This window comes from Desulfofustis glycolicus DSM 9705 (genome assembly GCF_900130015.1).
GTDB classification, from domain to species: Bacteria; Desulfobacterota; Desulfobulbia; order Desulfobulbales; family Desulfocapsaceae; genus Desulfofustis; species Desulfofustis glycolicus.
This window is the reverse complement of record NZ_FQXS01000031.1, coordinates 1-26683: the sequence shown is the minus strand read 5'-3', so window position 1 is coordinate 26683 and position 26683 is coordinate 1. Positions and strand designations below refer to the sequence as shown.

Annotated in this window: 22 protein-coding genes; 18 read left to right on the top strand and 4 right to left on the bottom strand. The window is 57.8% G+C overall.

All coding sequences use genetic code 11. The features are described from left to right. Nucleotides 1-87: 87 nt before the first annotated feature. Nucleotides 88-1269: an NAD-dependent epimerase/dehydratase family protein gene (locus tag BUC26_RS18865; protein WP_073378590.1), complete on the bottom strand. Its 1182-nt coding sequence runs from the start codon at nucleotides 1267-1269 to the stop codon at nucleotides 88-90. 532 nt (nucleotides 1270-1801) lie between these two features. Between BUC26_RS18865 and BUC26_RS18860 the strand changes: the two genes are divergently transcribed. The 8 genes from BUC26_RS18860 to BUC26_RS18825 all read left to right on the top strand — a co-directional run bounded on the left by BUC26_RS18860 (nucleotide 1802) and on the right by BUC26_RS18825 (nucleotide 13655). Then, complete coding sequence (locus BUC26_RS18860) at nucleotides 1802-3856, top strand: methyl-accepting chemotaxis protein (RefSeq protein WP_073378588.1); 2055 nt, start codon at nucleotides 1802-1804, stop codon at nucleotides 3854-3856. 15 nt (nucleotides 3857-3871) lie between these two features. Then, nucleotides 3872-4237 (top strand): hypothetical protein, encoded by a 366-nt coding sequence (locus tag BUC26_RS18855; protein WP_073378585.1) that lies wholly within the window; start codon nucleotides 3872-3874, stop codon nucleotides 4235-4237. Between the two features lie 569 nt (nucleotides 4238-4806). Continuing rightward, on the top strand, nucleotides 4807-6663 hold the full coding sequence (locus BUC26_RS18850) for an AMP-dependent synthetase/ligase (protein WP_073378583.1): 1857 nt from the start codon (nucleotides 4807-4809) through the stop codon (nucleotides 6661-6663). After that, entirely contained in the window at nucleotides 6660-9047 is a 2388-nt protein-coding gene (locus BUC26_RS18845; RefSeq protein WP_073378581.1) for a 3-hydroxyacyl-CoA dehydrogenase/enoyl-CoA hydratase family protein, read from the top strand. Before BUC26_RS18850 ends, BUC26_RS18845 begins: the two co-directional genes overlap by 4 nt. Nucleotides 9048-9089: 42 nt before the next feature. Then, complete coding sequence (locus BUC26_RS18840) at nucleotides 9090-10262, top strand: thiolase family protein (protein WP_073378579.1); 1173 nt, start codon at nucleotides 9090-9092, stop codon at nucleotides 10260-10262. A gap of 15 nt (nucleotides 10263-10277) precedes the next feature. Further along, a complete protein-coding gene (locus BUC26_RS18835) occupies nucleotides 10278-12059 on the top strand; it encodes an acyl-CoA dehydrogenase family protein (RefSeq protein ID WP_073378577.1) in 1782 nt (593 codons plus the stop codon). Nucleotides 12060-12149: 90 nt separating this feature from the next. Continuing rightward, complete coding sequence (locus tag BUC26_RS18830; protein ID WP_073378630.1) at nucleotides 12150-13091, top strand: MBL fold metallo-hydrolase; 942 nt, start codon at nucleotides 12150-12152, stop codon at nucleotides 13089-13091. 51 nt (nucleotides 13092-13142) lie between these two features. After that, nucleotides 13143-13655: a PaaI family thioesterase gene (locus BUC26_RS18825; protein WP_073378575.1), complete on the top strand. Its 513-nt coding sequence runs from the start codon at nucleotides 13143-13145 to the stop codon at nucleotides 13653-13655. A 15-nt stretch (nucleotides 13656-13670) separates the two neighbouring features. Here the strand turns inward: BUC26_RS18825 and BUC26_RS18820 are convergent, their stop codons facing one another. Further along, nucleotides 13671-14366 (bottom strand): DUF554 domain-containing protein, encoded by a 696-nt coding sequence (locus tag BUC26_RS18820; protein WP_073378573.1) that lies wholly within the window; start codon nucleotides 14364-14366, stop codon nucleotides 13671-13673. 268 nt (nucleotides 14367-14634) lie between these two features. Here BUC26_RS18820 and BUC26_RS18815 point away from each other — a divergent pair, with 268 nt between their 5' ends. The 4 genes from BUC26_RS18815 to mtnA all read left to right on the top strand — a co-directional run bounded on the left by BUC26_RS18815 (nucleotide 14635) and on the right by mtnA (nucleotide 19392). Further along, nucleotides 14635-16632 carry a methyl-accepting chemotaxis protein gene (locus BUC26_RS18815; RefSeq protein WP_073378571.1) on the top strand — a complete coding sequence of 666 codons (1998 nt, stop codon included), beginning with the start codon at nucleotides 14635-14637 and terminating at the stop codon, nucleotides 16630-16632. 222 nt (nucleotides 16633-16854) lie between these two features. Then, nucleotides 16855-17727 (top strand): carbon-nitrogen hydrolase family protein, encoded by an 873-nt coding sequence (locus BUC26_RS18810; protein WP_208609836.1) that lies wholly within the window; start codon nucleotides 16855-16857, stop codon nucleotides 17725-17727. Then, nucleotides 17696-18355, top strand: a complete 660-nt coding sequence (locus tag BUC26_RS18805) for a class II aldolase/adducin family protein (RefSeq protein ID WP_073378570.1) — start codon at nucleotides 17696-17698, stop codon at nucleotides 18353-18355. The genes BUC26_RS18810 and BUC26_RS18805 overlap by 32 nt, the downstream gene beginning before the upstream one ends. Then, nucleotides 18352-19392, top strand: coding sequence for an S-methyl-5-thioribose-1-phosphate isomerase (mtnA, locus tag BUC26_RS18800; RefSeq protein ID WP_073378568.1), 1041 nt, complete (start codon nucleotides 18352-18354; stop codon nucleotides 19390-19392). The genes BUC26_RS18805 and mtnA overlap by 4 nt, the downstream gene beginning before the upstream one ends. A 128-nt stretch (nucleotides 19393-19520) precedes the next feature. On the opposite strand, the gene BUC26_RS18795 is transcribed toward mtnA, so the two are convergent. Continuing rightward, nucleotides 19521-19721 carry a cold-shock protein gene (locus tag BUC26_RS18795; RefSeq protein ID WP_073378566.1) on the bottom strand — a complete coding sequence of 67 codons (201 nt, stop codon included), beginning with the start codon at nucleotides 19719-19721 and terminating at the stop codon, nucleotides 19521-19523. A gap of 589 nt (nucleotides 19722-20310) precedes the next feature. Beyond that, the gene (locus tag BUC26_RS18790; RefSeq protein ID WP_084540769.1) at nucleotides 20311-20715 is read right to left on the bottom strand and encodes a helix-turn-helix domain-containing protein; all 405 of its coding nucleotides are present in this window, start codon (nucleotides 20713-20715) and stop codon (nucleotides 20311-20313) included. A gap of 404 nt (nucleotides 20716-21119) precedes the next feature. Between BUC26_RS18790 and BUC26_RS18785 the strand changes: the two genes are divergently transcribed. From BUC26_RS18785 to BUC26_RS18760, 6 genes are all read left to right on the top strand, one after another. Next, nucleotides 21120-23114 carry a heterodisulfide reductase-related iron-sulfur binding cluster gene (locus tag BUC26_RS18785; RefSeq protein ID WP_073378562.1) on the top strand — a complete coding sequence of 665 codons (1995 nt, stop codon included), beginning with the start codon at nucleotides 21120-21122 and terminating at the stop codon, nucleotides 23112-23114. A gap of 12 nt (nucleotides 23115-23126) precedes the next feature. Next, nucleotides 23127-23900, top strand: coding sequence for an electron transfer flavoprotein subunit beta/FixA family protein (locus BUC26_RS18780; protein ID WP_073378560.1), 774 nt, complete (start codon nucleotides 23127-23129; stop codon nucleotides 23898-23900). 10 nt (nucleotides 23901-23910) lie between these two features. Further along, the gene (locus BUC26_RS18775; RefSeq protein ID WP_073378558.1) at nucleotides 23911-24828 is read left to right on the top strand and encodes an electron transfer flavoprotein subunit alpha/FixB family protein; all 918 of its coding nucleotides are present in this window, start codon (nucleotides 23911-23913) and stop codon (nucleotides 24826-24828) included. Between the two features lie 10 nt (nucleotides 24829-24838). Continuing rightward, nucleotides 24839-25150, top strand: coding sequence for a hypothetical protein (locus BUC26_RS18770; protein WP_073378557.1), 312 nt, complete (start codon nucleotides 24839-24841; stop codon nucleotides 25148-25150). An 84-nt stretch (nucleotides 25151-25234) separates the two neighbouring features. Further along, the gene (locus BUC26_RS18765; RefSeq protein WP_073378555.1) at nucleotides 25235-25651 is read left to right on the top strand and encodes an acyl-CoA thioesterase; all 417 of its coding nucleotides are present in this window, start codon (nucleotides 25235-25237) and stop codon (nucleotides 25649-25651) included. An 85-nt stretch (nucleotides 25652-25736) separates the two neighbouring features. Further along, a partial coding sequence (locus BUC26_RS18760) for an OmpP1/FadL family transporter (protein WP_073378554.1) occupies nucleotides 25737-26683 on the top strand: 947 nt, incomplete at its 3' end.

The window sequence follows — 26683 nt, the reverse complement described above, 5'->3', positions numbered from 1 at the left end:
GGGGACAGGTTTCAACCTGTCCCCCGCTCACTATGGATGATTCCCGCTCACGACTGGAATGAAAAGGCGACCCCGGCGGCGTGTGATTTATTCACGCCAATCCGATTCGTATGGTAATGGCCCGTCTTGCTCTTTGAAGGGAGCGGTGGCATCGCCGTGGATAGAGTCGAGCAGCGCCTGCGGGTTGTGCTGGAAATTGTGTTTGACGGTGTCGTCGAAGTGGAATCGGTCGTCAAATGACGTGATCAGGTTCTGCTGGCTCCAGCGCTGCAGATAGTACCTGAGGATGACCGGCAGCCTGGAGTAGACGGTTTCTTCCGGAAACGGATCGACAAAGCTCGATTCAGCCAGACGGCGGCAGGAGAGGGTCTGGGTCCGATAAAAAGCACCGAGAAACATCAATTCCGGCGGCAGCGTCGCCTTCATGCCCAGCCGGGTCAGCAACCGAAGAATCACCCGCACACTGTTTTTCCCGGTCTTGGCCAGAGCATACGGAACGAAGATCTTTTTCGGCCGTTTCAGGTGCAGCTGATTTCTGATGGTCAGGATGAGGTCGGCCAACTCCACCGGCTGCGGATCGACGAAATGCAGGGTCCTGCCGCTGAATTCCGCGCGGTTTTCCAGCATGTGCTGGACCAGATACGGCAATTTGCGGACATTGGAGTAGGAATGTCTGGCACCTCTGGTGGTGAAGAGGCATGGCATCGATTCGTCGGCGACGGAAAAAAGCAGCCGATGAAAGCCCTGGATCTTATGGTCGTGCCGCCCGTAAACGATGGACAACCTGATGCAGGAGTAATCGAGTCCCTCGTGCTGGTGCATGTAGGCCAGTGTTTTTTCCGCCATCAATTTGGACTTGGCGTAATTGCTCAGAGAGGCGGAAATCTCCACCTGATTCTCTTCCCGCAAGTTGTTGCCCTCGGGCAGCGTTGCTGCGGAACTAAAGAAGATATAGGGGATTTTCAGTCCGGCCGCCGCCCGGGCGATGTTGATCGCCCCGACATAGTTGACCTCGAAGGTGAGCTGGCTGCCGGCGTCGATATTGGTGATACCGGCGTTGATGATAAAATCCGGCCGGATGCTCATCAGGTAGTTGCGGATGTCGACGCAATTGCCAAGTGAAACCTTTTTCGAACTGGGTGCCAGGATCTCCGCCAGGCCGGGGCGTCGCTGCTTGTAAAAATTGACCATGGTGCCGCCGACCAGGCCGGAGCCGCCGAAGACCACACCGATCTTTCGCGCCCGTTCTTTGGTGAGGAATTCGGTCATTATCCGTGTCCCGTCAGATGGTTAACTGGTCTGCCGCGCCGATTTTCAGCAACAACAGGCCGTTCGCACTTATGGCTATTCGCTCGCCGGCCGGCAACTGGCAAGCAATAGTGCCGGTAACCGTAAGCTGCCCAACGCGTCGAATGTTTCCTACTACCGAGCCATTTGTAAAACAATCTTTTCGCCCAAACTCTGCGTTATGCTCAAAAATTTTATCCTCGGAATATCAACTATATGCCTGTGGTAAAATTTTTCGCATGCCTTGATTTTGAACGAAAATCTAAGTTTTGCAAAAGGCTCTACCGTTAAAATATATCAAATTTTTTAATCAATGCCAAAAGGCCAGATGATGCGCCGTGTTCTCTTTTGATTTTTCACGGTTTTTCGTGGAACTGTCGGAAGTGACGAAAAATAAGTCGGAAATAATTTGAATTTGGTGGTGGGAAAACATAGACTGCAAAGAAACTGCCTTGCCACCCGGACGTTGATGGGCCGTGTAGCAGGAAGACACTAAAAAGAGAGGAGTAACTTCATGTTTTCACGATTCACTCGGGTCCGGTTTACGACCAAGCTCTTTGTGGCAATGATCGGGGTAGTGGTTTTGTCGATCCTGATTACCTCCGGCAACGCAATCAGGATGTCGAAGAACGGGCTGTATGAACTTGGTGAAGGGGCGGTACAGGATATTCACCAGTCGCTCTACAATTCGCTTGCCGCCATCGATGATAATATCCGCCAAAAATTGGATGGCGACCTGCTGATCCTGGATAAGGAGTTGCGATTGACCGGCGGACTGCTGCTTGACGACAGCACCATGGAGGAGGAGACTCTGGTCAACCAGGAAACCGGTGAGTCGGTGACCATGGAGATCCCGAAATTCCAGGCCGGTATTCAATACGTCAATCACAAGTTCGATATCGTCGATCGAGTCGAGTCCATTACCGGGGCCTCGGCAACGATCTTTCAGCTGGTCGACGACAAGCTGCTGCGTATCTCCACCACGGTGAAGAAGACCGATGGGGAGCGTGCCGTCGGCACCTATATCCCGTCAGATAGCCCGGTATTTCAGACCATTATGAACGGCGAAGAGTTTCGCGGCAAGGCCTATGTCGTCAATGACTGGTACCTGACGGCCTACCAGCCGGTGCGCGACCTGGAAAATAAGATAATCGGCGCCGTCTACGTCGGTCAATTGATGCTCTCCGAGCAGGTCAGAAAACTCGTCGGCGAGACAAAGATCGGTCCCGGCTACTTCTTCATCTACGACGAGAGCGGTTCCCCGCTCGTCCACCCGACGCTGACGCCTGATAATAACGTTTACGAATTGTATCCGATCTTCAAGGGGCACCCGGACGGCTTTGTCGATTATGAATATCAGGGAGCCCAGAAGGTCACTTACAAGAAATTTATCGACGAGTGGGGCCTTACGCTGGCCGTCGGTATCGACCGCCAGGATATCGTTGCCGGACTCGATGTGCAGATGCTGCGCAACAACCTGCTGGTCGGTCTGCTGGTGGTCGCCGGCGGTATCGTGCTGACGGTATTTCTCGTTCGCTCGATCAACAACCCGCTCAAAGAGTTGGCCGAGAAAGCGGTCAAGGTCGGCGAGGGCGACTACACTATCGCCTTTTCCTCCCAGGTCGATGACGCCATCGGCCAGTTGACCAATTCGCTCGGCGTCATGGTGGAAAAGGGCAAGGAGATGATGCGCGATATCGTCTCTTCGTCCCAGTCGCTGTCGGCATCGTCGACCGAACTGGCGACCATCTCCGACCAGATGGTCGGCAATGCCGAGTCGACCACCGATATTGCCGATCAGGCCTCGGGCAACGCCCAGGAAGTCACCGCCAACATGCAATCGGTTTCCGCCGCAATGGAGCAGTCGGCGGTCAACCTGGACATGATCGCTTCGGCCTCCGAGGAAATGGGCACGACGATCAAGGAGATTGCCGAAAACAGCGCCCGGGCACGGCAGACCACCGAGGAAGCGGTGGCCAACACCAAGCGCTCGCACCAGACCATTGTTGAACTCGGCGAAGCGGCTCGGGCCATCGGTTCGATCACCGAGACCATTACCGAGATCTCCGAACAGACCAACCTGCTCGCCTTAAATGCCACCATCGAGGCGGCCCGGGCCGGTGAAGCCGGTAAAGGCTTTGCCGTAGTCGCCAATGAGATCAAAGAGCTGGCCAAGGAAACGGCTGAGGCGACCGGCAAGATCAAGGAGGCGATCTCCGGCATCCAGGGCAAGACCGGTGACACGGTCAAGGATATCGAGGCGATCACGAGTGTCATCAACGATGTCAACGAGATCGTCAACGGCATCGTGACTGCGGTCGAGGAGCAGTCGATCACGACCAACGAGATCGTCAACAACGTCAGCCAGGCGTCGCAGGGAATCACCGAGATTAACGAGAATGTTGCCAGCAGCAACCAGATGACCCAGCAGATGAACGAGGCGGTTGGTCTGGTCAAAGAGCGCTCGGTTGAGGTCAAGCAGAGCAGCCAGCATGTCCGTACCTCTGCCGACGAGCTGTCACGGCTCTCAGAAAAGCTGACTGAACTCGTCTCGAAGTACAAAATTTAACGTCGTGTCCGGCATATGATCACCTATCTTTACTGGTTTGCCGTCATCGCTTTGATCGGCGGCGTGATTTTCGGTCTCGGGGTCAAGGCGCAGCAGTGGAAGGCTGCCCTGGCCCTGGCCCTGGTTTTGGCCCTGGTAGCCTGGGGCACCTATTACTTCCGGTTGCAGCAGGTGTTCGTCAAGCGCTACGGCGGGGTGATGACCATCTCCGTGCCCGAGGGACAGCGCCACTTGGCGGCGACCTGGAAGGACGATAACCTGTGGGTCGAAAATTACGATCCGCAGACGAATACCTGCATCTTCAGCGAATACTCGAAGGGCAATCTGTTGCAGGGCAGGGTCACTATCAAAAACTGCAATCCCTGGTCAGCCGCACGCTAGGGCGCGGCTGACGACCGCTCCTCCCGGCCCTCCTTGCTCCGCCGGTGTGCTCCTCGGCAGTCACGGGCCTCGGTCAGATCCGCACCCGTCCTCCGGGATCTTTCGTCCGTGATCGGCACCCGCCGGCATCCTCCCCGAAATCGAGGCTGCAACTAAACGCCTGACGCGCTTTATCTGTCAAAAATCCCGTTTCACCACGTTGGCGGCTCCATCGGCCGCGTTTCAATGAACAGAAAATCTTCGGTTGCTTAGCAGCGCGGCCAAGGGTTATTTTACGTAAAGATGATAGCGAATTGAAAACGTGCATATCGCTGCAAGAGATGAGTGTTCTTGCGGTTTGAGAAAAATTTTCATTTGCTGTAAATATCTTTATATCAAGTATATAGTATTAAGTAAGCGGCTTTTCCAACAGGCTTTAGGGGCGTAGCCAAGAGGTTTTGTCAGGCGTCGTATTTTGTTTCAGGTTGACTTAAACGTAAGGGTGAGGTATACAGAGATTTCTATCGGAACTCGTTATCGATGGAGACCAACAGGTTCTATCCATTCACTTCTTTGCGAGGGGATTAATCATGGATTTCCTGTCCCACCAGTCCATACCGGCGATTCTCAAAGTAAATGCCCGGCAGTTCGCCAAGAAAACGGCAGTCAGTTTCAAGAAGCAGGGAGTCTTTCTCTCCCTGACGTATGAAGAGTTCTACGAACGGGTGCTGATGCTGGCCCGGGGATTGGTCAAGGTTGGCTTGAAGCCGGAAGATCCGGTCTGTATCTTTTCCGAGAACCGGCTCGGTTGGGCGATTTCCGATTTCGGTATCCAGAGCGCCCGGGGCATCCCGGTGCCCATTTATGCCACCAATACCGGCAAGCAGGCGGCGTATATCATCAACCACTGTGGGGCGAAGATCGTCTTCGTCTCGACCAAGGCGCAATACGAGAAGCTGCTGGAAGTCCGCGACGAGATCCCCGGTGTCGAGCTGGTCATTTCCTACGAGCGTTTTATCGGCGACCGTTCGTTCCCGGTCTATACCCAATATCAGCTCTCCGAGGCAGGCGAACCGCTGCTCCCGGAAGAGAAGGTTGAGATCGAAAGGATGATCGATCAGATTGCCCAGCAGGATCTCATCACGATCATCTATACCTCCGGCACCACCGGGGTCCCCAAGGGTGTCATGCTCACCCAGTACAATATCATGAGCAACGCCCAGATCGGGCTGAAACAGCTGGGCGCCCTGAAAGACCAGGAAACCTTTCTCAGTTTCCTGCCGCTCAGCCATGTGCTTGAACGTACGGCCGGTTATTACGCGACCCTGCTCAGCGGCCAGCACGTCGCTTTTGCCGAGGATGTCAAAAAAGTCATGGAAAACATGGTGGAAGTGCAACCGACCTGGATGGTCAGTGTGCCGCGTTTGTTCGAGAAGATCTATTCCCGAGTTCATGAAAACGCCCATCAGCTCAGTCCGCTGAGGAGAAGCATCTTCCACCGGGCCCTGCAGGTCGGCAGGGACTATGCCAACAAGAAGTATGTCGACGGCCAGGTGGATGGACTGCTGGCGATGCAGTACCGTCTCTACGACCGTCTCGTCTTCAGGAAGATCCGTGATCGGTTCGGCGGCAGGCTGCGCGGTTTCATCTGCGGCGGCGCGCCGCTTGACCGGACGATCAACGAGTTCATGTGGGCGATCGGTCTGCCGGTCTTCAACGGCTACGGCTTGACCGAAACGAGCCCGGCGCTGACTTTGTGCAATCTCGGCGCGGTCCGCTTCGATTCGGTGGGCAAACCGCTCGCCATGACCGAACTCAAGCTCGCCGAGGACGGTGAATTGCTGGTCAAGGGGCCACAGGTGATGCGCGGTTATTACAAGAGCGAGGAGAAGACCGCCGAGATCTTTAGCGACGGCTGGCTCAAGACCGGCGATATTGCCCGGATCGACGAGAACGGATTCGTATACATCGTCGATCGGAAGAAAGAAATCATCGTCACCGCCGGTGGCAAGAATATTGCCCCGCAACCGATCGAAAACGAACTCAAGCTCGACAAGTACATCTCCCAAGCCATCGTTTTCGGAGACCGCAAACCATACCTGGTGGCACTGCTGAATCCCAATCTGGAGCGTCTTATCGACTGGAGCCGGGAGGAGGAACTCGACTATCTCGATACCGACGAGTTGGTAAAGAGTAACCGTGTCAGAGCACTCTATACCGAGCGCATCGCCGAGTTGAACAAGAACCTGCCGCCGTATGCGACGATCAAGGAGTTTGTCTTGATCCCCGGAGAGTTCACCATCGAGGGAGGCGAGCTGACGCCGACATTGAAACTGAAGCGTAAAGAAATCTATAACAAGTACAAGGAAATGGTCGACCAGATGTACATGAAGAAAGGAAACGGGCTGGTTTTCCAGACCACATCCACAGATGGAGAGAAAAAATGAGGCAGATCAATCGAGTAGCCGTTTTGGGCGCCGGTGTCATGGGAGCCACCATCGCGGCTCACCTGGCCAACGCCGGGCTGGAGGTCCTGATGCTCGACATCGTTCCCCGGGAACTGACCGAGCAGGAAGCGTCGTGCGGATTGACCCTAGACAGTCCCGAGGTACGCAATCGTATCGCCCGGGCGGGATTGGCGGGGTTGGCCCGGATGAAGCCGGCGCCGTTTTATCTCAAGGAATATGGTGCCCTGATCGAAACGGGCAACTTCGAGGATGACCTGGAAAAGCTGAAGGATTGCGACTGGGTTATCGAAGTTGTGGTCGAGAATATGAAGATCAAGCGGAGCCTGTTCGAGCGTATTGCTCCCCATCTCGGTCCGAATGCGGTGTTGACCACCAATACCAGCGGCCTTTCGGTCAACGAGATGGCCCGGGATCTGCCGGCCGAATTGCGCAGCCGTTTTCTGGTGACCCATTTCTTCAACCCGCCGCGCTATATGCGCCTGATGGAAATTGTTCCCTGCACGGACACCGATGGGCAGGTGGTCGCCGAAATGGCCGAATTCATCGAACGGAGACTCGGCAAGGGTGTCGTTTACGCGAAGGATACGGCGAATTTTATCGCCAACCGCATCGGTGTCTACGCGATCTACAAAGGTATCCAGCACATGGTCGAGATGGGCCTGACCGTGGAAGAAGTCGATTCGGTTGCCGGCCCGGCCACTGCACGGCCCAAGAGTGCCGCTTTTCGGACCGCCGATCTGGTCGGTCTCGACACCCTGGCCCATGTCGGAACCAACTCGTACGATGCACTGCCCGACGATGAGGAGCGGGATGTCTTCAAGCTGCCCGCTTTCATGGACGCGATGATCAAGCAGGGATTGCTCGGCAACAAAAGCGGCAAGGGCTTCTACAAGAAAGAGAAAGTCGACGGCAAACGGCAGATCTCCTACTACGATTATCAGACCGGTGACTACCGGTCGTTGCAGAAACCGAAATTCGCCTCGGTGCAGATGGTCAAGCAGATCGACGATCCGCGGCGTAAGATCGCCGCCGTCGTCAATGGTGCCGATCAGGGTGCCAAGTATGCCTGGCGCAGCCTGCGCGACACACTGATTTATACGGTCAACCGGATCGGTGAGATCGCCGACGACGTGGTCAATATCGATAACGCGATGAAGTGGGGCTTTAACTGGGAACTCGGGCCGTTCGAGATGCTCGATGCGATCGGTGTGTCGGCCTTCGTCAAGCGTGCCCAGAAGGACGGCGTGGCGATCCCCGAATCCCTGAAGAATGTTGATTCCTTCTATCGGTATACCGAGGATGGACAATTTGAATTCTACGACGTGCTCGGCGCCGGTTATCAGCCGGTCCCGCAGCCCGCCGGGCAGATCAACCTGGAGATTCTCAAGCGTGGCGGCCGTGAGGTCGAGAAGAACGGTGGTGCTTCGATCATCGATCTTGGTGACGGGGTCTATTGTCTCGAATTTCATTCCAAGATGAACGCCATCAGCGGCGATATCCTGAGCCTGGTGCACAAGGCGATCCGGCGGGCCGAGCAGGACGGCGTCGGCCTGGTGATCGGCAATCGCGGCGCCAACTTCTCGGTGGGTGCCAACCTGATGCTGCTTGCCGTGGCCCTGGCCGAGGGCGCCTGGGAAGATGTCGACATGGTGCTCAGGGCCTTCCAGAAGGCCACCATGGCGGTAAAATACGCGAAAGTACCGGTAGTTGCCGCGCCGTTCGGGATGACCCTGGGCGGCGGCTGCGAATTCTGCCTGCACGCCGATGCGATCAATCCCTCGGCCGAGACCTATATGGGGTTGGTCGAGATCGGGGTCGGCCTGTTGCCGGGCGGCGGCGGTACCAAAGAGATGTGCATTCGCGCCGTGGACCTGGCCCGTCGCTACGACACCGACGTCCAGCCGTTCATCTTCAAACATTTCCGGCAGATTGCGATGGCTCAGGTGTCGATGGGCGCTGCCGAATTGGCCGGTATGGGCTATATGCGAAACGGCGATGCGATTACCATGAATATCGATCGGCTGATCGGCGACGCCAAACAGAAGGTGCTGGCCCTGGCCGTCAATTACCGGCCGCCGCGGCCATTGACCGATATACCGGTGCCGGGCCGAAGCGTGGCGGCCAGTATCAAGAGCCAGTTGTGGAATATGAAAATGGGCTCTCATATCACCGAATATGAAGAAAAGATGGGCGGCATCATCGCCGATGTCATCTGCGGTGGAGACGTCAATCCGGGCACGCCGGTCACCGAGGAGTATCTGCTCAAGCTGGAACGCGAGAACTTCCTGAAGCTCTGCGGCAACAAACAGACGTCCGAACGCATCCAGCACATGCTCAAGACCGGCAAGCCGCTGCGCAACTAGGGCGGCGCTCACCATTCAGTCAAAGATTCAGGAGATTACGATATGAAAACAGCCTATATTCTGGCCAGTTACCGGACGCCAGGCTGCCGGGCCAACAAGGGTAAATTCAAGGATATGCGCCCCGATGACCTGGCAGCGACGGCCATCAAGGGGCTTGTCGAGCGGACCGGCATCGAGCCGGCAACCGTCGACGACATCTATCTCGGGTGTGCCTTCCCGGAGGCCGAGCAGGGCATGAATCTGGGGAGAATGGCCGGACTGAAAGCCGGTCTGCCCATCGAGGTTCCCGGACAGACCATCAACCGTTTCTGTTGTTCCGGCGTGCAGACTATTTCGATGGCCGCGGAGCGGGTCATGCTCGGCCTGGCCGACTGCATCGTCGCCGGCGGTACCGAGTCGATGTCCTGCGTACCGCTCGGCGGGTTGAAATACAGCGCCAACCCGTCGTTGGTCGAAGACTGGCCGGAGGCCTATTCGTCCATGGGCATCACCGCCGAACTGGTGGCCGAGCGCTACGGCATCGATCGACAGGCCATGGACGAATTCGCCGTCGACAGCCATGCCAGGGCCGCGGCCGCTATCGAAGCCGGTCGATTTACCGATGAGATCATCCCGGTCACCGTCGAGAAGACGCAACTGGTAAAAGGGAAGATCAAGCGGACTACTGAAGAGGTAGTGGTTGACGACGGGGTGCGGCCCGGGACCACGATTGAGACACTGAGCAAGTTGCGCCCCGCTTTCAAACTCGGCGGAACGGTTACCGCCGGCAACTCTTCGCAGATGACCGACGGCGCCGCATTTTCGCTGGTGGTTTCGGAAGACTACCTGAAACGGCTCGGTGGTGAGCCGATGGCCCGTTTCATCGCTTACGCGGTTCGCGGGGTGGCGCCCGAAGTAATGGGCATCGGTCCGATTGCAGCGATACCGGCGGTACTCGAGATGGCCGATATGAAACTCAGCGACATTGGACTGATCGAGCTTAACGAGGCCTTTGCCGCCCAGGCCCTGGCGGTAGTCAAAGAGCTGGGAATTGATCGTTCCATCCTCAATGTCAACGGTGGAGCCATTGCACTGGGGCATCCACTCGGTTGCACCGGCGCCAAGATTACTGCCACCCTGCTCCATGAGATGGGGCGTCGAAAGGCGCGTTACGGTCTGGTTACCATGTGTATCGGCGGCGGTATGGGCGCTGCTGGAATCTTCGAGAGATTGTAATTAAGAGGTGAAAAGATGGCTGATATGATATTGAAGGGCGGCGAATACCTGATCGCCGATGTTGCCTGTGAGTCGGTGTTTACCCCGGAAGATTTCAGCGACGAGCAGAAACAGTTCGCCGAGACCACCGAGCAGTTCGTGATGAACGAGATCGTCCCGAAGATGGAGGAGATCGATCAGCAGAACTTCGAGTTGGTCGTTGAAGGGATGAAAAAGTGCGGTGACCTCGGCCTGCTGATGATGGATACCCCGGAAGAGTATGGCGGCCTGGACCTGGACAAGGCCTCGAGCATGCTGGTGGCGGAAAAGATTTCCTACGGCGGCTCGTTCTCCGTGGCTTTTTCCGCACATACCGGCATCGGCACGCTGCCGCTGGTCTATTACGGCACGCCGGAGCAGAAAGAAAAATATCTCGGCCGGATCATCTCCGGCGAGTGGTGCGCCGCCTATTGCCTGACCGAACCCGGCTCTGGGAGCGACGCGCTCGGCGCCCAGGCGACGGCGGTGCTGTCCGAAGACGGCGGCCACTATGTGCTTAACGGCACCAAACAATTCATTACCAATGGTGGGTTCGCCCAGATTTTCACGATTTTTGCCAAGGTGGACAAGCAGCATTTCACTGCCTTTCTCGTCGAGCGCGATTTTCCCGGCCTGGTGGTCGGGGCCGAAGAGAAGAAAATGGGCATCAAGGGCAGTTCGACCACCCAGATCATCCTCGACAATTGCAAAGTGCCGGAGGAAAATGTCCTCGGTGAAATCGGTAAGGGCCACAAAATCGCCTTCAACGTGCTCAATGTCGGTCGTTTCAAGCTCGGCGCCGCGGTCACCGGTGCGTCCAAAATGGCCCTGGTTACCGGCATCAAGTACGCCAATGAACGAGTTCAGTTCAAGAAGAAGATCAGTAGCTTCGGCGCTATCGGCGAAAAAATCGCTGACCTGACCGCCGCCATCTTCGCCTCGGAGTCACTGGTCTACCGGTTGGCCGGCCTGCTCGATGAGAAACTGGCCACCATCGACAAGGACATCGACAATTACTATGTCGAATATCTCAAGGGCATCGAGGAGTATGCCTCGGAGTGCGGCATTTCCAAGGTCTTCTGCAGCGAGGTTCTGGCCCAGACCGTCGACGAGGTGGTGCAGATCTTCGGCGGTTACGGGTTCGTCAGCGACTATCCGGCCGAGCGCTATTACCGAGATGAGCGGATCAACCGGATCTTCGAAGGCACCAACGAGATCAACCGGCTGCTGATCCCCGGCATGATTCTGCGCAAGGCGATGAAGGGCGAATTGCCGCTGCAGGCGGAGGCGATGAAGGCCTTTGAATCGCTGATGACCCCGAGTTTCGAGGAACTTGATGAGTCCATCCCGTTTGTTGCCGAGAAGGTCTTGTTGAAAAATCTCAAGACGCTCTTTCTGATCCTGGCCGGTACCGGGGTGCAGAAGTTCATGGACAAGATTGCCGATGAACAGGAGATCTTGATGGCGGCGGCCGACATCGCCATCCAGATCTTCGCGCTGGAAAGCGCCGTCCTGCGAGCCGAAAAGGCCCTGCCCCGTTTCAGTGAGCGCAAGCAGGGGCTGGTCCGGGCAGCGGTCAAGGTGTTCGCTTTCAGTGCGTCGGAGACCGCAGGCTCAGCGGCCCGCAAGGGTGCCTTTTATATCGAGGAGGGCGACACGCTGACCATGATTCTGGCCGGCGTCAGGCGTTTTACCAAGTATGACGCGACCGGCCTGCTGGCCGCCAAGCGGCTTCTCGCCGAAGCGGCCTGCGAGGAGGAACGATATCTGTTTGGTTAACGGGAACCGTGGCCCCCGCTTCCGGCTCCCTGTTGCCGGAAGCGGGGGCCTTTGTCTTCCCGGCCTGACAGCACGCTCTGGGAGCGCGCCATGATTCCGATTCAGCACACCGTAGACACCCCCTATATGGTCGGCCCGGTGCACTGTTACAGCGGCGAGCATGACGGTGAGTTGGTGTTGTTCGACACCGGGCCGCCGACTGATACCGGCAGGGCGTTTCTGCAGGACAACCTCGATCTGTGCCGCCTTCGGCACGTGCTCGTCAGTCACTGCCATATCGATCATTACGGGCAGAGCGCCTGGCTCGCCGCAACCAGCGGGGCGACGATCTATCTACCGTATCGCGATGTGCAGAAGATCATACATCACGACGAGCGGATGCGGCGCATGTACGAGTTGCTCGCCGGCATGGGGTTTGGCCGGGATTACCTGGAAAAACTCAGCCAGGCTTTTCGCCGGGGCGGATTGTTGCCGCCGGTTCCGGAACAGTACCTGATCGCCGAACGAGACCTGCCGGCGTACCTCGGTATTTCGGTGTTGCCGTGCCCGGGGCACTCCCAGAGTGATCTTGTCTATCATGGGGACGACTGGGCGATCACCGGCGACACGCTGCTGCGCGGGATTTTTCAGTCGCCGCTGCTCGATATCGATCTGGAGAGCGGCGGCCGCTTCAACAATTACCGGGCCTATTGCGACAGCATCGTCAAACTGGCCGGCCTGCAGGGCAAGACCATCCTGCCCGGGCACCGGCAGTCCATCGACAGCGTCGATTCGGCTATCTCTTTCTATATAACCAAGGCGCTGCAGCGGGTGCTCCAACTCAAGCCGCACATCGGCCGCAACTCGGTGGCGGGTATTATCGAACAGGTCTTTCCGGAGATGAAAGACCCCTTTCATGTCTATCTGAAATCATCGGAGATCATTTTCATGCAGGATTTTCTCGAAAATCCTGAGCCGTTGCGCGCCTCACTGGAGCAAGCCGGCCTGTTCGCCCGGGTGGAGGAGGGGTATCATGCTGCGGTTGGCACATAGCGCGGCGCTGCCACGCGGCGGCGAACGAAGGGAAGAGCCGGGGGAACGAAAATGATACAGCATCTGCCGAAACTGATCGAGCGGGCCCGAAACTCGCCGCGCTGGCTGCTGGTACTCAACCTGCTGCTCAGCCGAGTTATCCCGTTCAACCGGCCGCACGGGTTCCGGATCGTCGCCATCACCGAGGAGATGGTCCGATCCGCCGCCACCTACCGCCAGATCAACCGCAACCATGTGCGCGGCATCCATGCCTGCGCCATTGCTACCGTCGCCGAGATGTCGGCCGGGTTCCTGCTGTTGTCACGGCTTGATCCACAGCTTTATCGTCTGATCATGGGACGCCTTGAAGTGGATTACCATTACCAGGCCAAGGAAGGCATCGTCTCCGAGAGCTTTCTGCCGAACCAGCGACTGGAAAACGAGATCATCGGCCCACTGCGTGAGCAGGACGCGGTCACCATCTGTATGAAGAGTCTGGTTACCGACCAATCCGGCAATCGGATTGCAGAAGGCCGGACGACCTGGCAGATCAAACGTTGGGATCGGGTGCGGACTAAACTTTGATCGCGCCTGGACCGGCTAATGACTGATCTGCAGAACCATGAAGTAGAGCAGCGGCAGGAAGATGCCGGGCAGCAGATTGCCGACCCGGATAGACGTGATTTTTAGCATGTTCAGGCCGATGGCCAGGATCAGCAAGCCCCCCACCGAGGTCATCTGAGCGATAGTCGCGGGCACCAGGAAACTCTTCATAAAGACGGCGGTCAGGGTGATCACCCCCTGGTAGAAGAAGACGGCCAGGCTGGAGAATATGACGCCGAGCCCCATTGCCGATGCGAAGATGATCGAGGTAACGCCATCAAGGATCGACTTGGCGAACAGGGTCTGGTGATTGCCGGTCAGACCGCTCTCCAGTGAGCCGACAATGGCCATCGAGCCGACGCAGAACACCAGGCTGGCGGTCACAAACCCCCGGGCAAACGAGCTTGAATCGCTCGACTTGGCGGTCACTTTTTTCTCAAGAAAGGTGCCGAACGATTCCAGGCGCTTCTCTATTTCTAGAAATTCACCGATCACCGCACCGATAATCACCGAGAAGATCACCACCATCAGGTCGTCGGAACTCAGCGCGCTCCTGATGCCGATCAAGACCACCGACAACCCGACGCCGCTCAGGATGATTTCCTTGTAGCGGTCGGCGATCCCTTTACTGAAGAGCAAGCCAAGCAGGCTACCGGCGATGATGGCCAGGGCGTTGACGATGGTTCCGAGCATGACGATGCATCCTGAAAGCGCATGGTTGACGATTTGCCGCAGTCGACAAATGTGCCCTTATACCATTCCGCCGGTCATCCGTCACGGGGAAGATGTCCGAGCGTCGGCGCTGCGTTGTTCCGCTGTAGTTTCGACGGGTGACGCGCGCCTGCCAATTTTTTGCAGTCGGCGATTTGCATTTTGACCTGCTGCTGACCTATACTCATTGTACTCGGTTTTTAAAGCTGCTCTTAGGGGCGATACATGAACGTTTATCGGGGGGTTGAGGATGAAAGTAACGTCAATCAGATTCAAGCTGCTCGCGGGAGGAATCGTCCTGGTCCTGCTGCCGTTGATCATCGTCGGTTTCATCTCGGTGATCAAGTCGACCAACGCGTTGAACCAGCTCGGTATGGAAGGGGCGGAGGATGTGGCCGCCGATCTGGCACGGCTGGTCGACAATATCCTGGTGGAGGAAAAGAAAATCGCTGGGGTCTTCGCCGCCAATCGGGCAGTCGTTGAGGTGGCCGAGAAAGTCAAACAGGCCGGTATCGACGGGTCGGCCGCCGAGATCGGACAGCTGTTTGGTGATTTGACCAGGCAGTTCGGGAGGCTCGGCGATAAATACCAGGGAATCTTCGTCACCGATGCGGCCGGCGTCGTCTATACCGGCGTGCTGGACAGCGGCAAGGAGTACACGGGGGCGAACATTGGGCAGAGCGCCTACTTCCAGAAGGTAAAAAGCTCCGGCACGCCGGTCGTTGGCGAGGTTGTCCGCTCCCAGGCGACCAACAAGCTGGTCAGCGCCGTCTGTGCCCCGATCAAATCGGGATCGTCGGAGTTTCTCGGAGCCTTCGGCCTGGTCATGAAAGTCGATTTTCTCGTTGAACTGGTGGCTGGAAGAAAGATCGGTGAGACGGGGTACGGTTTCATGACGGATCAAACCGGTCTCATCCTTGCTCATCCGAAGCCGGAGCATATCCTCACTCTCAATCCGGCGACCCTTGAGGACATGGAAGGGTTCATGCAGTCGATGCTGGCCGGTAAACGAGATGTCGAAACCTATGTTTTCCAGGGGACCCCCAAGGTCGCCGGGTATGCGCCGCTGAGCGAGGTCGACTGGTTTATTGCCGCCACCCAGGATACCGACGAGTTCCTGGCGGCAGCGCACTCGATCCGCAACCTGATCTTGCTGGTCGGCGTGATCGCGCTGATCGTGACCGTGCTGCTGGTATTCTTTGCGGCGCTGGCCATCGTCAAGCCGATCAACGATGCGGTAGCCGGCCTCAAGGATATCGCCGAGGGCGAGGGTGATTTGACCATGCGGTTGCAGGTCAAGTCAAAGGATGAAGTCGGCGAGATGGCCCGCTGGTTCAACACCTTTATCGAAAAACTGCAGGGAATCATCAAGCGCATCACCGAGAACTCCTCGGTGGTCGGCTCCTCTTCGGTCGAATTGTCCTCGATCGCCGGTGAATTGTCCAGCGGCGCCGACGATACCTCGCAACGGGCGCGCAATGTCGCCACCGCCGCCGAGGAGATGAGTGCCAACCTGAACAATGTCGCGGCCGCCATGGAGCAGTCGGCGACCAACACCAATATGGTCGCAGCGGCGGCCGAGGAAATGACCTCGACCATCAACGAGATCGCCGAAAACGCCGAGAAGGCGCGAAGTGTCTCCACAGACGCGGTGCACCAGGCGGAAAATGCAGCCGGCAAGATGAGCGAATTGGGCCAGGCGGCGGAGAAGATCGGCCGGGTGACCGAGACGATTACCGAGATTTCCGAGCAGACTAACCTGCTGGCGCTCAACGCCACCATCGAGGCAGCCCGGGCCGGTGAGGCGGGCAAAGGGTTTGCCGTCGTCGCCAACGAGATCAAGGAACTGGCTAAGCAGACTGCCGAGGCAACCCTTGATATCAAGAACCTGATCGATGAGGTCCAGCGGACCACCCAGTCAACCGGTGTCGAAATCGACCAGATTTCCACGGTGATCAGCGGCGTCAACGACATCGTGGCGACTATTGCCACCGCGGTCGAGGAACAGACCGCGGCAACCCAGGAAATCGCCAACAATATCAACCAGGCCAGCCAGGGCATCCAGGAGGTCAACGAGAACGTCAGCCAGAGTTCCACCGTGGCCACCGATATCTCAAAGGACATCTCGGAAGTCAACGCGTCGGCGGAATCGATCAACCGGAGCAGCAAACAACTCGAAACGAGTTCCGCCAACCTGCAGCAAATGGCCAAGGAACTCAACAGCATCGTCGGCGCCTTCAAGGTCTAGGCGCCAGTCACGCGGCACAACACGCGGTTGGTATACGGCCGGGAGCTCAAAACACCGATTCCCGGCCGTCTCCGTTTGCGCCTCAGTCCGGGCTGTGCGGTTTCCCGGATCCTGCCCTTTCATTCTTGTCGATAGTGAAGTAAACAAAGAGTCTGGACGGCCCGGCCCGACCAGGAGCCCCAGCGTGCAGATTCGGGGAGGGCCGGCAGAGGAGGTACTCCAATGAAGCTGACTATCGGTTGTGCGCAACTCACCTCTGGAGACGACCAGGGGACAAACCTGAATGCCGCCGAACGGGCGATTCACGAGCTTGCCGAACGCGGTGCGCGACTGATCATGCTGCCCGAGCATTTCCCGTTTATCGGGCCCGATCATCTACGCCAGAAGTATGCCGAACCGCTGGCTTCGGCTTTCTGGTTGCCGCGGATCAGGGAATTGTGCCGGCGGCTCGATGTGTATGTCCACATCGGCAGTTTCCTCGAACGGTGCGAGCGCCGGATCCATAACACCGGTGTCGTCGTCGACCCGGACGGTGACATCATATCGGTATATCGCAAGATTCATTTGTTCGACGTGGAAATCCCGGGCGGCTTGACGTATCGGGAATCCGCCGTGATTACCGCCGGTAGCGAGGTGGTCACCTTTGCCATCGACGATTTTATTTTCGGCATGACCACCTGTTACGATCTGCGTTTTCCCGAACTGTTTCGTCGGTTGACGGCTCGGGGCGCCACTGTCCTGCTGGTGCCGGCGGCCTTCACGCTGCAGACCGGCCGGGATCATTGGGAGGTGTTGCTGCGGGCCAGGGCCATCGAGAATCTCTGCTGGGTGGCCGCTGCCGGCCAGTGGGGGGCGGCGCCGCCGCAGCACCTGCTCTATGGCCGGAGCATGATCGTCAATCCATGGGGACTGGTCGTCGCCCAGGCCCCGGACGGGTCCGGCGGTGATTACCGCCGACCTCGACCTGCAGGCCCTGCGGGATATCCGCACCAGATTCCCGGCCCTGAATCACCGTCGTCCGGATCTGTTTTCGGATGGTTGAACTGTTATCAACGACAGATTGATGATGAGCACTACAGCAGAAGGCGTCAGTAAATTTACCCTGCAGTTTGTTGAGCAGGAATGCATCGATGACGCGATGATCAGAGAGGTCGAGGCGTGGCGGCAGATCCTCTGGCGTCTGGGGCTGATCGGCCGGTCTCCGGAGCGCTATGATGGCACCGGCTATGGCAATATCAGCGTGCGGATCAGTGGCGATAATTTTGCCGGGTTTCTCGTCTCCGGCACCCAGACCGGCGGGCTGCCGGCCCTGTCGGCAAAGCATTATGCCTGGGTGACCGACTGGGACCCGGCCGGCAACACGGTCACGGCCCGGGGCCTGACCGCACCGTCCTCAGAGGCGCTGACCCACGGACAGATCTACGGTCTCGATGATGCCGTGCAGTGTGTCGTGCATGCCCATTGTCCGGAGATCTGGCTGCAGGCGGATCGGCTGCACCTGCCATGCACCGATCCGGCGGCGTCGTACGGGACACCGGAGATGGCGCGCGAGGTCCAGCGGATCTTTGCCGATTGTCGCCGATCCGGGCAACGGCTGCTGGTCATGGGAGGACATCTCGACGGGGTGATCAGTTTCGGTGAGAATCCGGCAGGGGCAGTGGGTGTCATGATCGAGATGCTGGCACTGTCGTTGGCTCAGGGCGGCCCGGAGGATGGGCCATGATCGATTTCCACAGTGCCGGACTGGTCTGCAATGGCACCTCCCTTTCGATCCTCGATCAAAGTCTGCTGCCCCAGCGTGAGGTGTGGCTGCGCTGCGGCGATGTCGATACGCTGATCGAGCTGATGCGTCGGCTGGCCATTCGCGGGGCGCCGGCCATCGGGGTCGCGGCCGGATTGCTGCTCGCCCTGCTGGCCCGGCGAGGCAGTCATCCCGAAGAATTGATTGTGGACGCTGCACGTCTGCGTCGGGCTCGGCCGACCGCCGTCAACCTGATGAATACCATCGACCGGTTGGTGCCGTTGATGGGCGGGCCGGAGTATCCCGCCTCATTGATTGAAGAGGCGCTGCAGATCTGCCGGGAAGATGTACAGCAGTGCGACCGGATGGCCCATTACGGAGCACAACTGGTCGGGGAGCGGGAGATGATCCTGACCCACTGTAATACCGGCGGTCTGGCAACAGCCGGCATCGGCACCGCTTTTGGGGTTATCCTGACAGCTCACCGACAGGGGAAGCGACCCTTTGTCTGGGTGGACGAGACCCGGCCGTTGCTCCAGGGCGGTCGCCTGACCGCCTGGGAATGTCTGCAGCATGGCATCGATCACCGCATCATCTGTGATAATGCCGCGGCTCAGCTGATGCGGCGCGGCGAGGTGCAGCGCATTTTCGTCGGTAGTGACCGGATTGGTGTCAACGGTGATTTTGCCAACAAGATCGGCACCTATTCGCTGGCTGTTCTGGCCCATTATCATCGGGTTCCCTTCTATGTCGTGGCGCCGTGCAGCACTATCGATCCATCCTGTCCAAATGGTCGAGCTATTCCGATCGAGCAACGCGATGCTGCGGAAGTCCGCGGGGTCAGCGGTTCATTCGGCAGCTGCCGCTGGGCTCCGGAGCAGAGTCCGGCGGAAAATCCGGCCTTCGACGTGACGCCGGCCGAATTGGTGACGGCATGGATCCTGGACACCGGGGTGTTCGGCCGGGAATCGATCGGTGCCGCCGGTTGGTGGGAAAAAGACGGGAAGAGAGATGAATAAAAAAACGGGGCAGATTTTCGTCTGCCCCGTTCTGCGGAATGTATGGTCAGTCATTCCGAACTGTTTCTGCGCCGATCGGGGCAGGAGCGCAGGCCCGCCGCCCCGGGATCGTATGGGTGTGCTGTCCGTCAGGCTTTCTGGACGTTTTTTGCAGCCGGTCCTTTCGCACCGTCGACAATTTCGAATCTGACCCGCTCTCCCTCGGCGAGGGTTCGGAATCCTTCTGACTGAATAGCGGAATGATGCACAAAGACATCCTGACCTCCATCTTGCTCGATAAAGCCAAAACCCTTTGCATCATTAAACCATTTCACTGTTCCTTCTGACATTACTGATACTCCTGTTGGTGTGGGCGATTATAAGCCCGTTGGTCATGCGCCGCTTACCGCCGTGCGATCTGCGGCATCGGTCCGTTGTTGGCCGGACCGACGGTTTGTAACGATTCTCCGTCGCCAGAGGCGATCCTGTAGCGCGGTCTGGCCATACAGGCCGGCAACCGATGTGACAGGGTCTGCGTAATGCAGGGAAGCGCCGCCGACGAAGAATCAACGTGTAGTGGTTCCCAGCTTTATCGATCAGCCAGAATCCTTGTCGGTAACGAGACTGCAGAAAACTGCATGACAGGTGACGAAAGACACCAAATCTGATCTGATTTTCGTTAGGAACACGCAAAACCTATAACGCAGATGCATCGGAAAAACAAGAGAAATGTGCGAAAATCAACCAGTTCGGTCAAAAAAACCACGGCCGGCATTATTCGGTGCAGCGGATGCTTGACGGTCCGGCAGAGTTGCGGCGAGCGAAACGAAACGCTTCGTCTTTAGGAGTCTCTCGCCGTGCTTTTCAACTGCAGAGAGGTGCGACAGAATGTTGATCGTTAGCAGTACCGTGTGATCGGGAGTTGATCCCCGTCTGCTGTCAGGCTGGCTTCCCGTTTTCGAGCAAGTCCATGATGCGTACGCGATAGTTGACGATATCGTTGCGCAACGAGGAGAGTTTGGCTATTTTATCGTCCACCTTGGCAATATGGTGGTCGAGGATGGCAATCAGTTTCGGGGTGATGGTGGTGAAGTCCTGATCGTTGATGTCGAAGATATCGGAAAGCTCCTGGATTTCCTTGAGCGATACGCCCATGGCCTTCATTTTCAGGATGAACTTCAGGCGCAGGATATCATCTTTGTTGTACATCCTGGTGCTGCCGCCGAGTCGGTCGTTCTTGCCCATCAGACCGATTTCCTCGTAGTAGCGGATGGTTCGGGTGGTGATACCGAGTTGCCTGGCCAACTCGCCGATTTGTACAGGTTTTGTTGCTTTCCTGGTCATAGTCATTCCTTGCTTTCGGCAGGTCGATAACGTGTTTTCGCGCCGTCTCTTGTGCCGATGGCAGCAAGCAGGCAAAACAGCCTCTGGTGCGGCAGGTGAGGCGGAAGTGGCGGACCGTGCCGCCTGTCCCGTCACGCACTCTGTGCCTGGTGGCAGGAGGAGCGGGCTGGACGGATCGATCCACTTTACCTTTACGTAACTTTCAACACCACCATAGCACGGTGGCAGCTCGACTGTCAAACAAAAAAGTGTTTGCCAAGGCCCGCCAATGGAGGGCAAGAGACGAGAAGCCTGGGGAATGTTTATTTTGTCTTGACCTTAACGTAAACAACATTTATAAAGGGACAAGCGGTTTCCGGTCGATTCGACAACGGAGTCAAGGTCCATTGACAACGGAGAAAAGCATGGAATTCACCCGGGAGATTTATTGGAATGTCGGACACGGCGCCCTGACTCTGGTGCCGATGTATCTGCTGGCCCTGGCCGCCGTGGCGATCATGGTGCGGGCCTTTTTGCAGCGCCGCGTCGTTTATCGGCAGGGACGGTCGCTGGACCGGCTGGACCGGATCGGCGAACGGGTCGGTGAGATGCTGGGCGCTGTACTGTCGCAGAAAAAAGTCCTCCGCGTCGCCTGGCCGGGGCTGTTTCACGCGCTCTTTTTCTGGGGTTTTCTGCTCCTGGTCATCGGTACCACCCTGGTCTTCATCCAGGCTGATTTCACCGACCCACTCTTTGGTTTGGTCTTCCTGAAGGGAAGTTTTTACGCTTGGTTTTCACTGGTTCTCGATCTGGCCGGCTTGGTTGCGATCATCATGCTCGGCGGACTGTTCGTTCGCCGCTATGTCATGCGGCCGGAAGGGCTGACCACCGGGCCTGACGATGCCCTGATGCATGGGCTGCTCTTCATCATCCTGGTCACCGGTTTCGTCATCGAGGGCGCACGGATGGCGGTAACCGAGCTTGGCACGCCGCTGGCTGCCTGGTCGCCGGTCGGCCTGCTCTTTGCCAAGTCCCTGGCAGGCATCGGCGAAGAAGATCTGCGCAGCCTGCACAAGCTGCTCTGGTGGCTGCATCTGCTGCTTGCCGTCGGTTTTATCGTCAGTATTCCGTATACCAAATTTCGCCATATCTTCACCACCAGCGCCAACTACCTGTTCGCCGACCGTGGCCCGAAGGGCAAACTGGTCACACTCGACCTGGAGGATGAGGAGAGCGAGAAATTCGGTGCGACGGTTGTTGCCGACCTGAGCTGGAAAGACATCTTCGACGCTGACGCCTGCACCCTGTGCAAGCGCTGCCAGGACCGTTGCCCGGCCTGGAGCACCGCCAAGCCGCTGTCGCCGATGAAGCTGGTCAACCAGATCGGTGAAGTTGCTTTCGGTAAGCCGGACAGCGACCTGATCGATACTATCGGCAGAGATGTTCTCTGGGCCTGTACCACCTGTCGGGCCTGCCAGGAAATCTGTCCGGCGGCTATCGAGCATGTTCCCAAGATCATCGAGATGCGCCGTTCGCTCGTGTTGATGGAAGGGGAGTTCCCCGGCGATGAGGTGATGACCGCGATGGAACAGACCGAAGTCAACGGCAATCCGCTCGGCAGCGGCTACGCTGCGCGCGGTGACTGGGCGGAAGGACTTGATGTCGAGATTATCGGCAGCGGTGGAGAAGTCGATATTCTTTATTTTGTCGGTTGTTACGCATCGTTCGACAAACGTAATATCGCGGTGGCCCGCAGTTTCGTCAAGCTCTGCCGGGCGGCGGGCATCCGGGTCGGCATCCTCGGCAAGGAGGAGAAGTGCTGTGGCGAGCCGATGCGCAAGATGGGCAACGAATACCTCTATCAGACCCTGGCCGTGGAAAATATCGAAAAGATCGATGCCAGCGGGGCAGCGAAGGTGGTGACCAGTTGTCCGCACTGCTACAACACCCTGACCAAGGATTATCGCGATCTCGGCCTGGCGATCGAGGTCGAATCGTACACGGTGTTTCTTGAGAGACTCATCTCTTCCGGCCGCTTGAAGATCAATGGCGCCGATTTCTCCTGCACCTATCACGATTCCTGCTATCTTGGCCGACACAACGACATCTATGAGGCGCCCCGGGCGCTGATTCGAGCAGCCGGCGGGCGGATTGTGGAGATGGAGAAGAATCGCTCCGAAGCATTTTGCTGCAGCGCCGGTGGCGGCCGGATCCTGGCCGAGGAAAATATCGGTGAGAGGATCAGTGTCAAGCGGGTGCGGATGGCCGTCGCCACCGGTGCCCCGCAATTGTTGTCCAACTGTCCGTTCTGTCTGACCATGTTTGAAGACGGCGTCAAGGGAGCCGACGCCGATGGATCGTTAAAACCAAAGGATATCGCCGAAGTGCTGGCGGATTGTTTGCCGGAAGGCAGATCTTGAAAGGAGGGAGCCATGAAGATTCTCGTGTGTATCAAACAGGTTCCGGATATGGAATCAAAATTTAAAGTGGCCGCCGACAGTCGCTGGTACGACACCGCCGACCTGGCCTGGCGGATGAACGAATATGACGAGTTTGCCGTCGAGCAGGCGGTGCTGGTCAAGGAGCAGGTTGGTGACGCCGATATCACCGTGTTGTCGATCGGTCCCGACAAGGTCAAGGAGACCATCAAAAAGGCGCTGGCCATGGGGTGCGACCGGGGTGTTCATATCGCCGACGACGAAGTCAGCAGCCGGGAGCCGTTCCAGATCGCCGGCATGATCGCCGAGTATGCCAGGGACAAGAACTTCGATCTGATCCTGACCGGCATGCAGTCCCAGGATCGCGGCAGCGGCCAGGTCGGCATTCTCGTTGCCGAGTTGCTCGATCTGCCCGGTGTTTCCACGGTGGTCGCATTCTCGCTGGCCGACGGTCGGCTCGAACTGAGGCGCGAACTCGAGGGCGGTGTCAAGGCCCGCGTCGCCACCGGCCTGCCGGCCGTGGTTACCTGCCAGCTCGGATTGAACAATCCCCGCTATCCGACCCTGCCCAATATCATGAAGGCCAAGAAGAAGGAGCTGATCACGGTTGGCGTCGCCGACGTACTAAAAGTCGAAGCGCGTCAGCAGACGGCGAAGCTGTACTTTCCGGAAAAGAAAGGCGGTGGCCTGATTCTCGAGGGAGAGCCCGCCGAAGTCGCCGATCGCCTGATCACCATTCTCAAGGAAAAGACCGCCGTGTTGGCGTAGGAGGAAGACGATGAAAGTATTGCTCGTTGCGGAATATCGAGATGGCAAGGTGCTCGGTTCGATCAGTGACCTACTTGGTTTTGCCGCCCGGACCGGAGCCGATCACGCGATGTTCGTCGTTGGTTCCGAGGCTGCCCTGCCGGCTTACGGTGGTACCCTGTATTTGGCTGACGCCGAAACCTACGGCGAATATCGACCAGCCGTCCATAAACAATTGCTGCTGGCTGCCATTGACAAGGTCAAGCCCGATCTGGTGGTCTTCAGCCACTCCAGCTATGGCTGGGATCTGGCGCCGCGAGTGGCTTGCGCCCTGGGCCTGGCCCAGGTCTCGGAGGTGGTCGATTACGTCGATGGCACGCTGGTGGTGCCGGTCTGTAATGCCAAGCTGCGGCGCACCGTGGAGATCAAGACCGGCGGTGCGGTCGTTACCTTGCAGGCCGGTGCTTTTGGAGGCAGCGAGCCGGAGACCGCCGCTCCGAGTCTCGAGCGGGTTGCCGTCGAGACGACGGACCGGGTGGAGTTTCTCGGGTATGAAGCCGCCGAGGCCGGCGGCATCGATCTGAGCAAGGCCGAAGTGATCGTCAGTGCCGGCCGCGGTATCGGCAAACCGGAAAACATCTCTCTGATTGCCGATCTGGCCAAGGCCTTCGGCGGCGAGTACGGGGCCAGTCGTCCGGTCGTCGATGCGGAATGGGCGGAGCATGCCCGGCAGGTGGGTACCACCGGACAGTCGGTTGCCCCCAAACTCTATATCGCCTGCGGTATCTCCGGTGCCATTCAGCATCTGGCCGGCATGAAGAAATCCGATTTTATCGTGGCCATCAATACCGATCGGGACGCCCCGATCGGCGATGTTGCCGATGTGCTGGCCGTAGCCGACCTGACCAAGTTGGTTCCGGTGTTGATCGAAAAGCTTACTGCCAGCTGATGGAGCCGTTATGATCGTACAGATATTTGCCACGTTGCCGGGGTCATTTGTCGCCGGAGTGGTGACGACTCCGACCAGCTACTATTTTTCTCTGGAAAACAGTAAGAAGACGGTCTTCGTGGCTGCCGATCACTGTCGTGTCGAAGACGGGCGCACCGTCGAAAACGCCGATTGCGTCTGTAAAACCAGCGCGGAGTTTTTCCTGAAAATCTGGCAGGAAGACTATCGGCCGGGGCTGGGAGACTTTCTTTCCGGCAAGATTAAGTCTAATAATCCTGATTCATTGAAAAATTTTCTGAAAGCGTTCGGGAAATCGGACTGAGCGGGATGATGACGATGCTAACGCGGCCGTTCGGGTGCGCCCCGGACGGTCTGATCGGCATTTTTCAAGAGATGGTGCCAATACATGGATTATCTGACTGAAATCAAGGTACGCGGTTATCATGCCGATTTTTACGGCCATGTCAACAATGCCCGCTATCTCGAATTTTTTGAAGAAGATCGGTGGGCTCAGCTCGAATCGAAAATCGATCTCGAACAGTGGGCACGGAGTGGCCGGGTTTTCCTGGTGGTAAATATCAATGTCAATTACCGCAAAGCAGTTGGTGTGGGAGAGCATCTGCTGGTGTCCACCGTTTTGGAGAAAGTCGGCAACAAGAGTGCGGTGCTGCGCCAGGAAATCGTATTGAAGCAGAGCCGGGAAGTAGTTGCCGATGCCCTGGTGACCTTCGTTGTTCGGGATGCAAGTGGTAGGGCCATGGTTATGGAGGGGGAACTGCTTGCAGATCTGGGAAAAATCGGCATGGCAGCCGACGGATCATAGAGGAGAAAGGATGGGATAAGGGGAGCCTGCCGGTAACAAGATACGGTCAGGTCGACAGTCAACGAGTTGAAAAGGAGAGGATGGCATGAAAAAGACAATGTCTCTGGTGGCTTTGGCCTCGGTGTTTGCGGTGAGTTCGGCCTATGCGTCGGGGTATCGGATCCCGGAACAGTCGGCGGATTCGGTGGCCAAGGCCGGTGCCCACATCGCCTCGGCAAAGGGCGCCGACGCGAGCTATTTCAATCCGGCAAACATGTCTTTCGCCGAGGACGGCTGGCTGACCGAGATCGACTTCACCTATATCCACCTGACCGAGATCGACTATACCGACGCTCGGTCGCCGCTGATGAACGGCACCTCGGATACCGAGAACTTCCTGTTGCCGACGGTATTCATGATCTCGCCCGATTTCTACAACTTCCGCTTCGGCTTTTCGGTAACGGCGCCGTTTGGCCTGGCCAAGCGCTGGGAGGACCCGTTCCCGGCCACCTATGCACGCAAGTTTTCACTGCAAGTCTTCGACATCAACCCGACGGTATCCTACGCGGTAACCGACTACCTGTCGATCAGCGGCGGCGTGCGGTTGCTGATGGCCAAAGCGATAGCCCGCAACGGCGGCAGAACGGCGGAAGGGATCGGATTCGATCGTGATCTGGAAGGAGACTGGGAAGCCGACTACGGCTACAACCTGGCGGTGGCGGTGCAGCCGATGGAGGCGTTGAACCTGTCGGTGACCTATCGTTCGCACGTCGATCTCGACCTGACCGGCGACGCGACGCTGAACACCAACTATCCGGCCCCGTATGTCTTCGAGTCGACCGGCAACGTGACGCTGCCGGCGCCGGCGGTATTGACGATAGCCGGTGCCTATACCTGGGAGAACCTGACGGTCGAGCTGGCCTGGGACCGGACCTTCTGGTCGGAGTACGAGGAGTTGGACATCCAGTATTCGACGCCGCTGCGTCACCCGGTGCTGGCCCAGATATTCGGCCCGCCGGTAGCGAAGAACTGGGATGATACCGATGCCTTCCG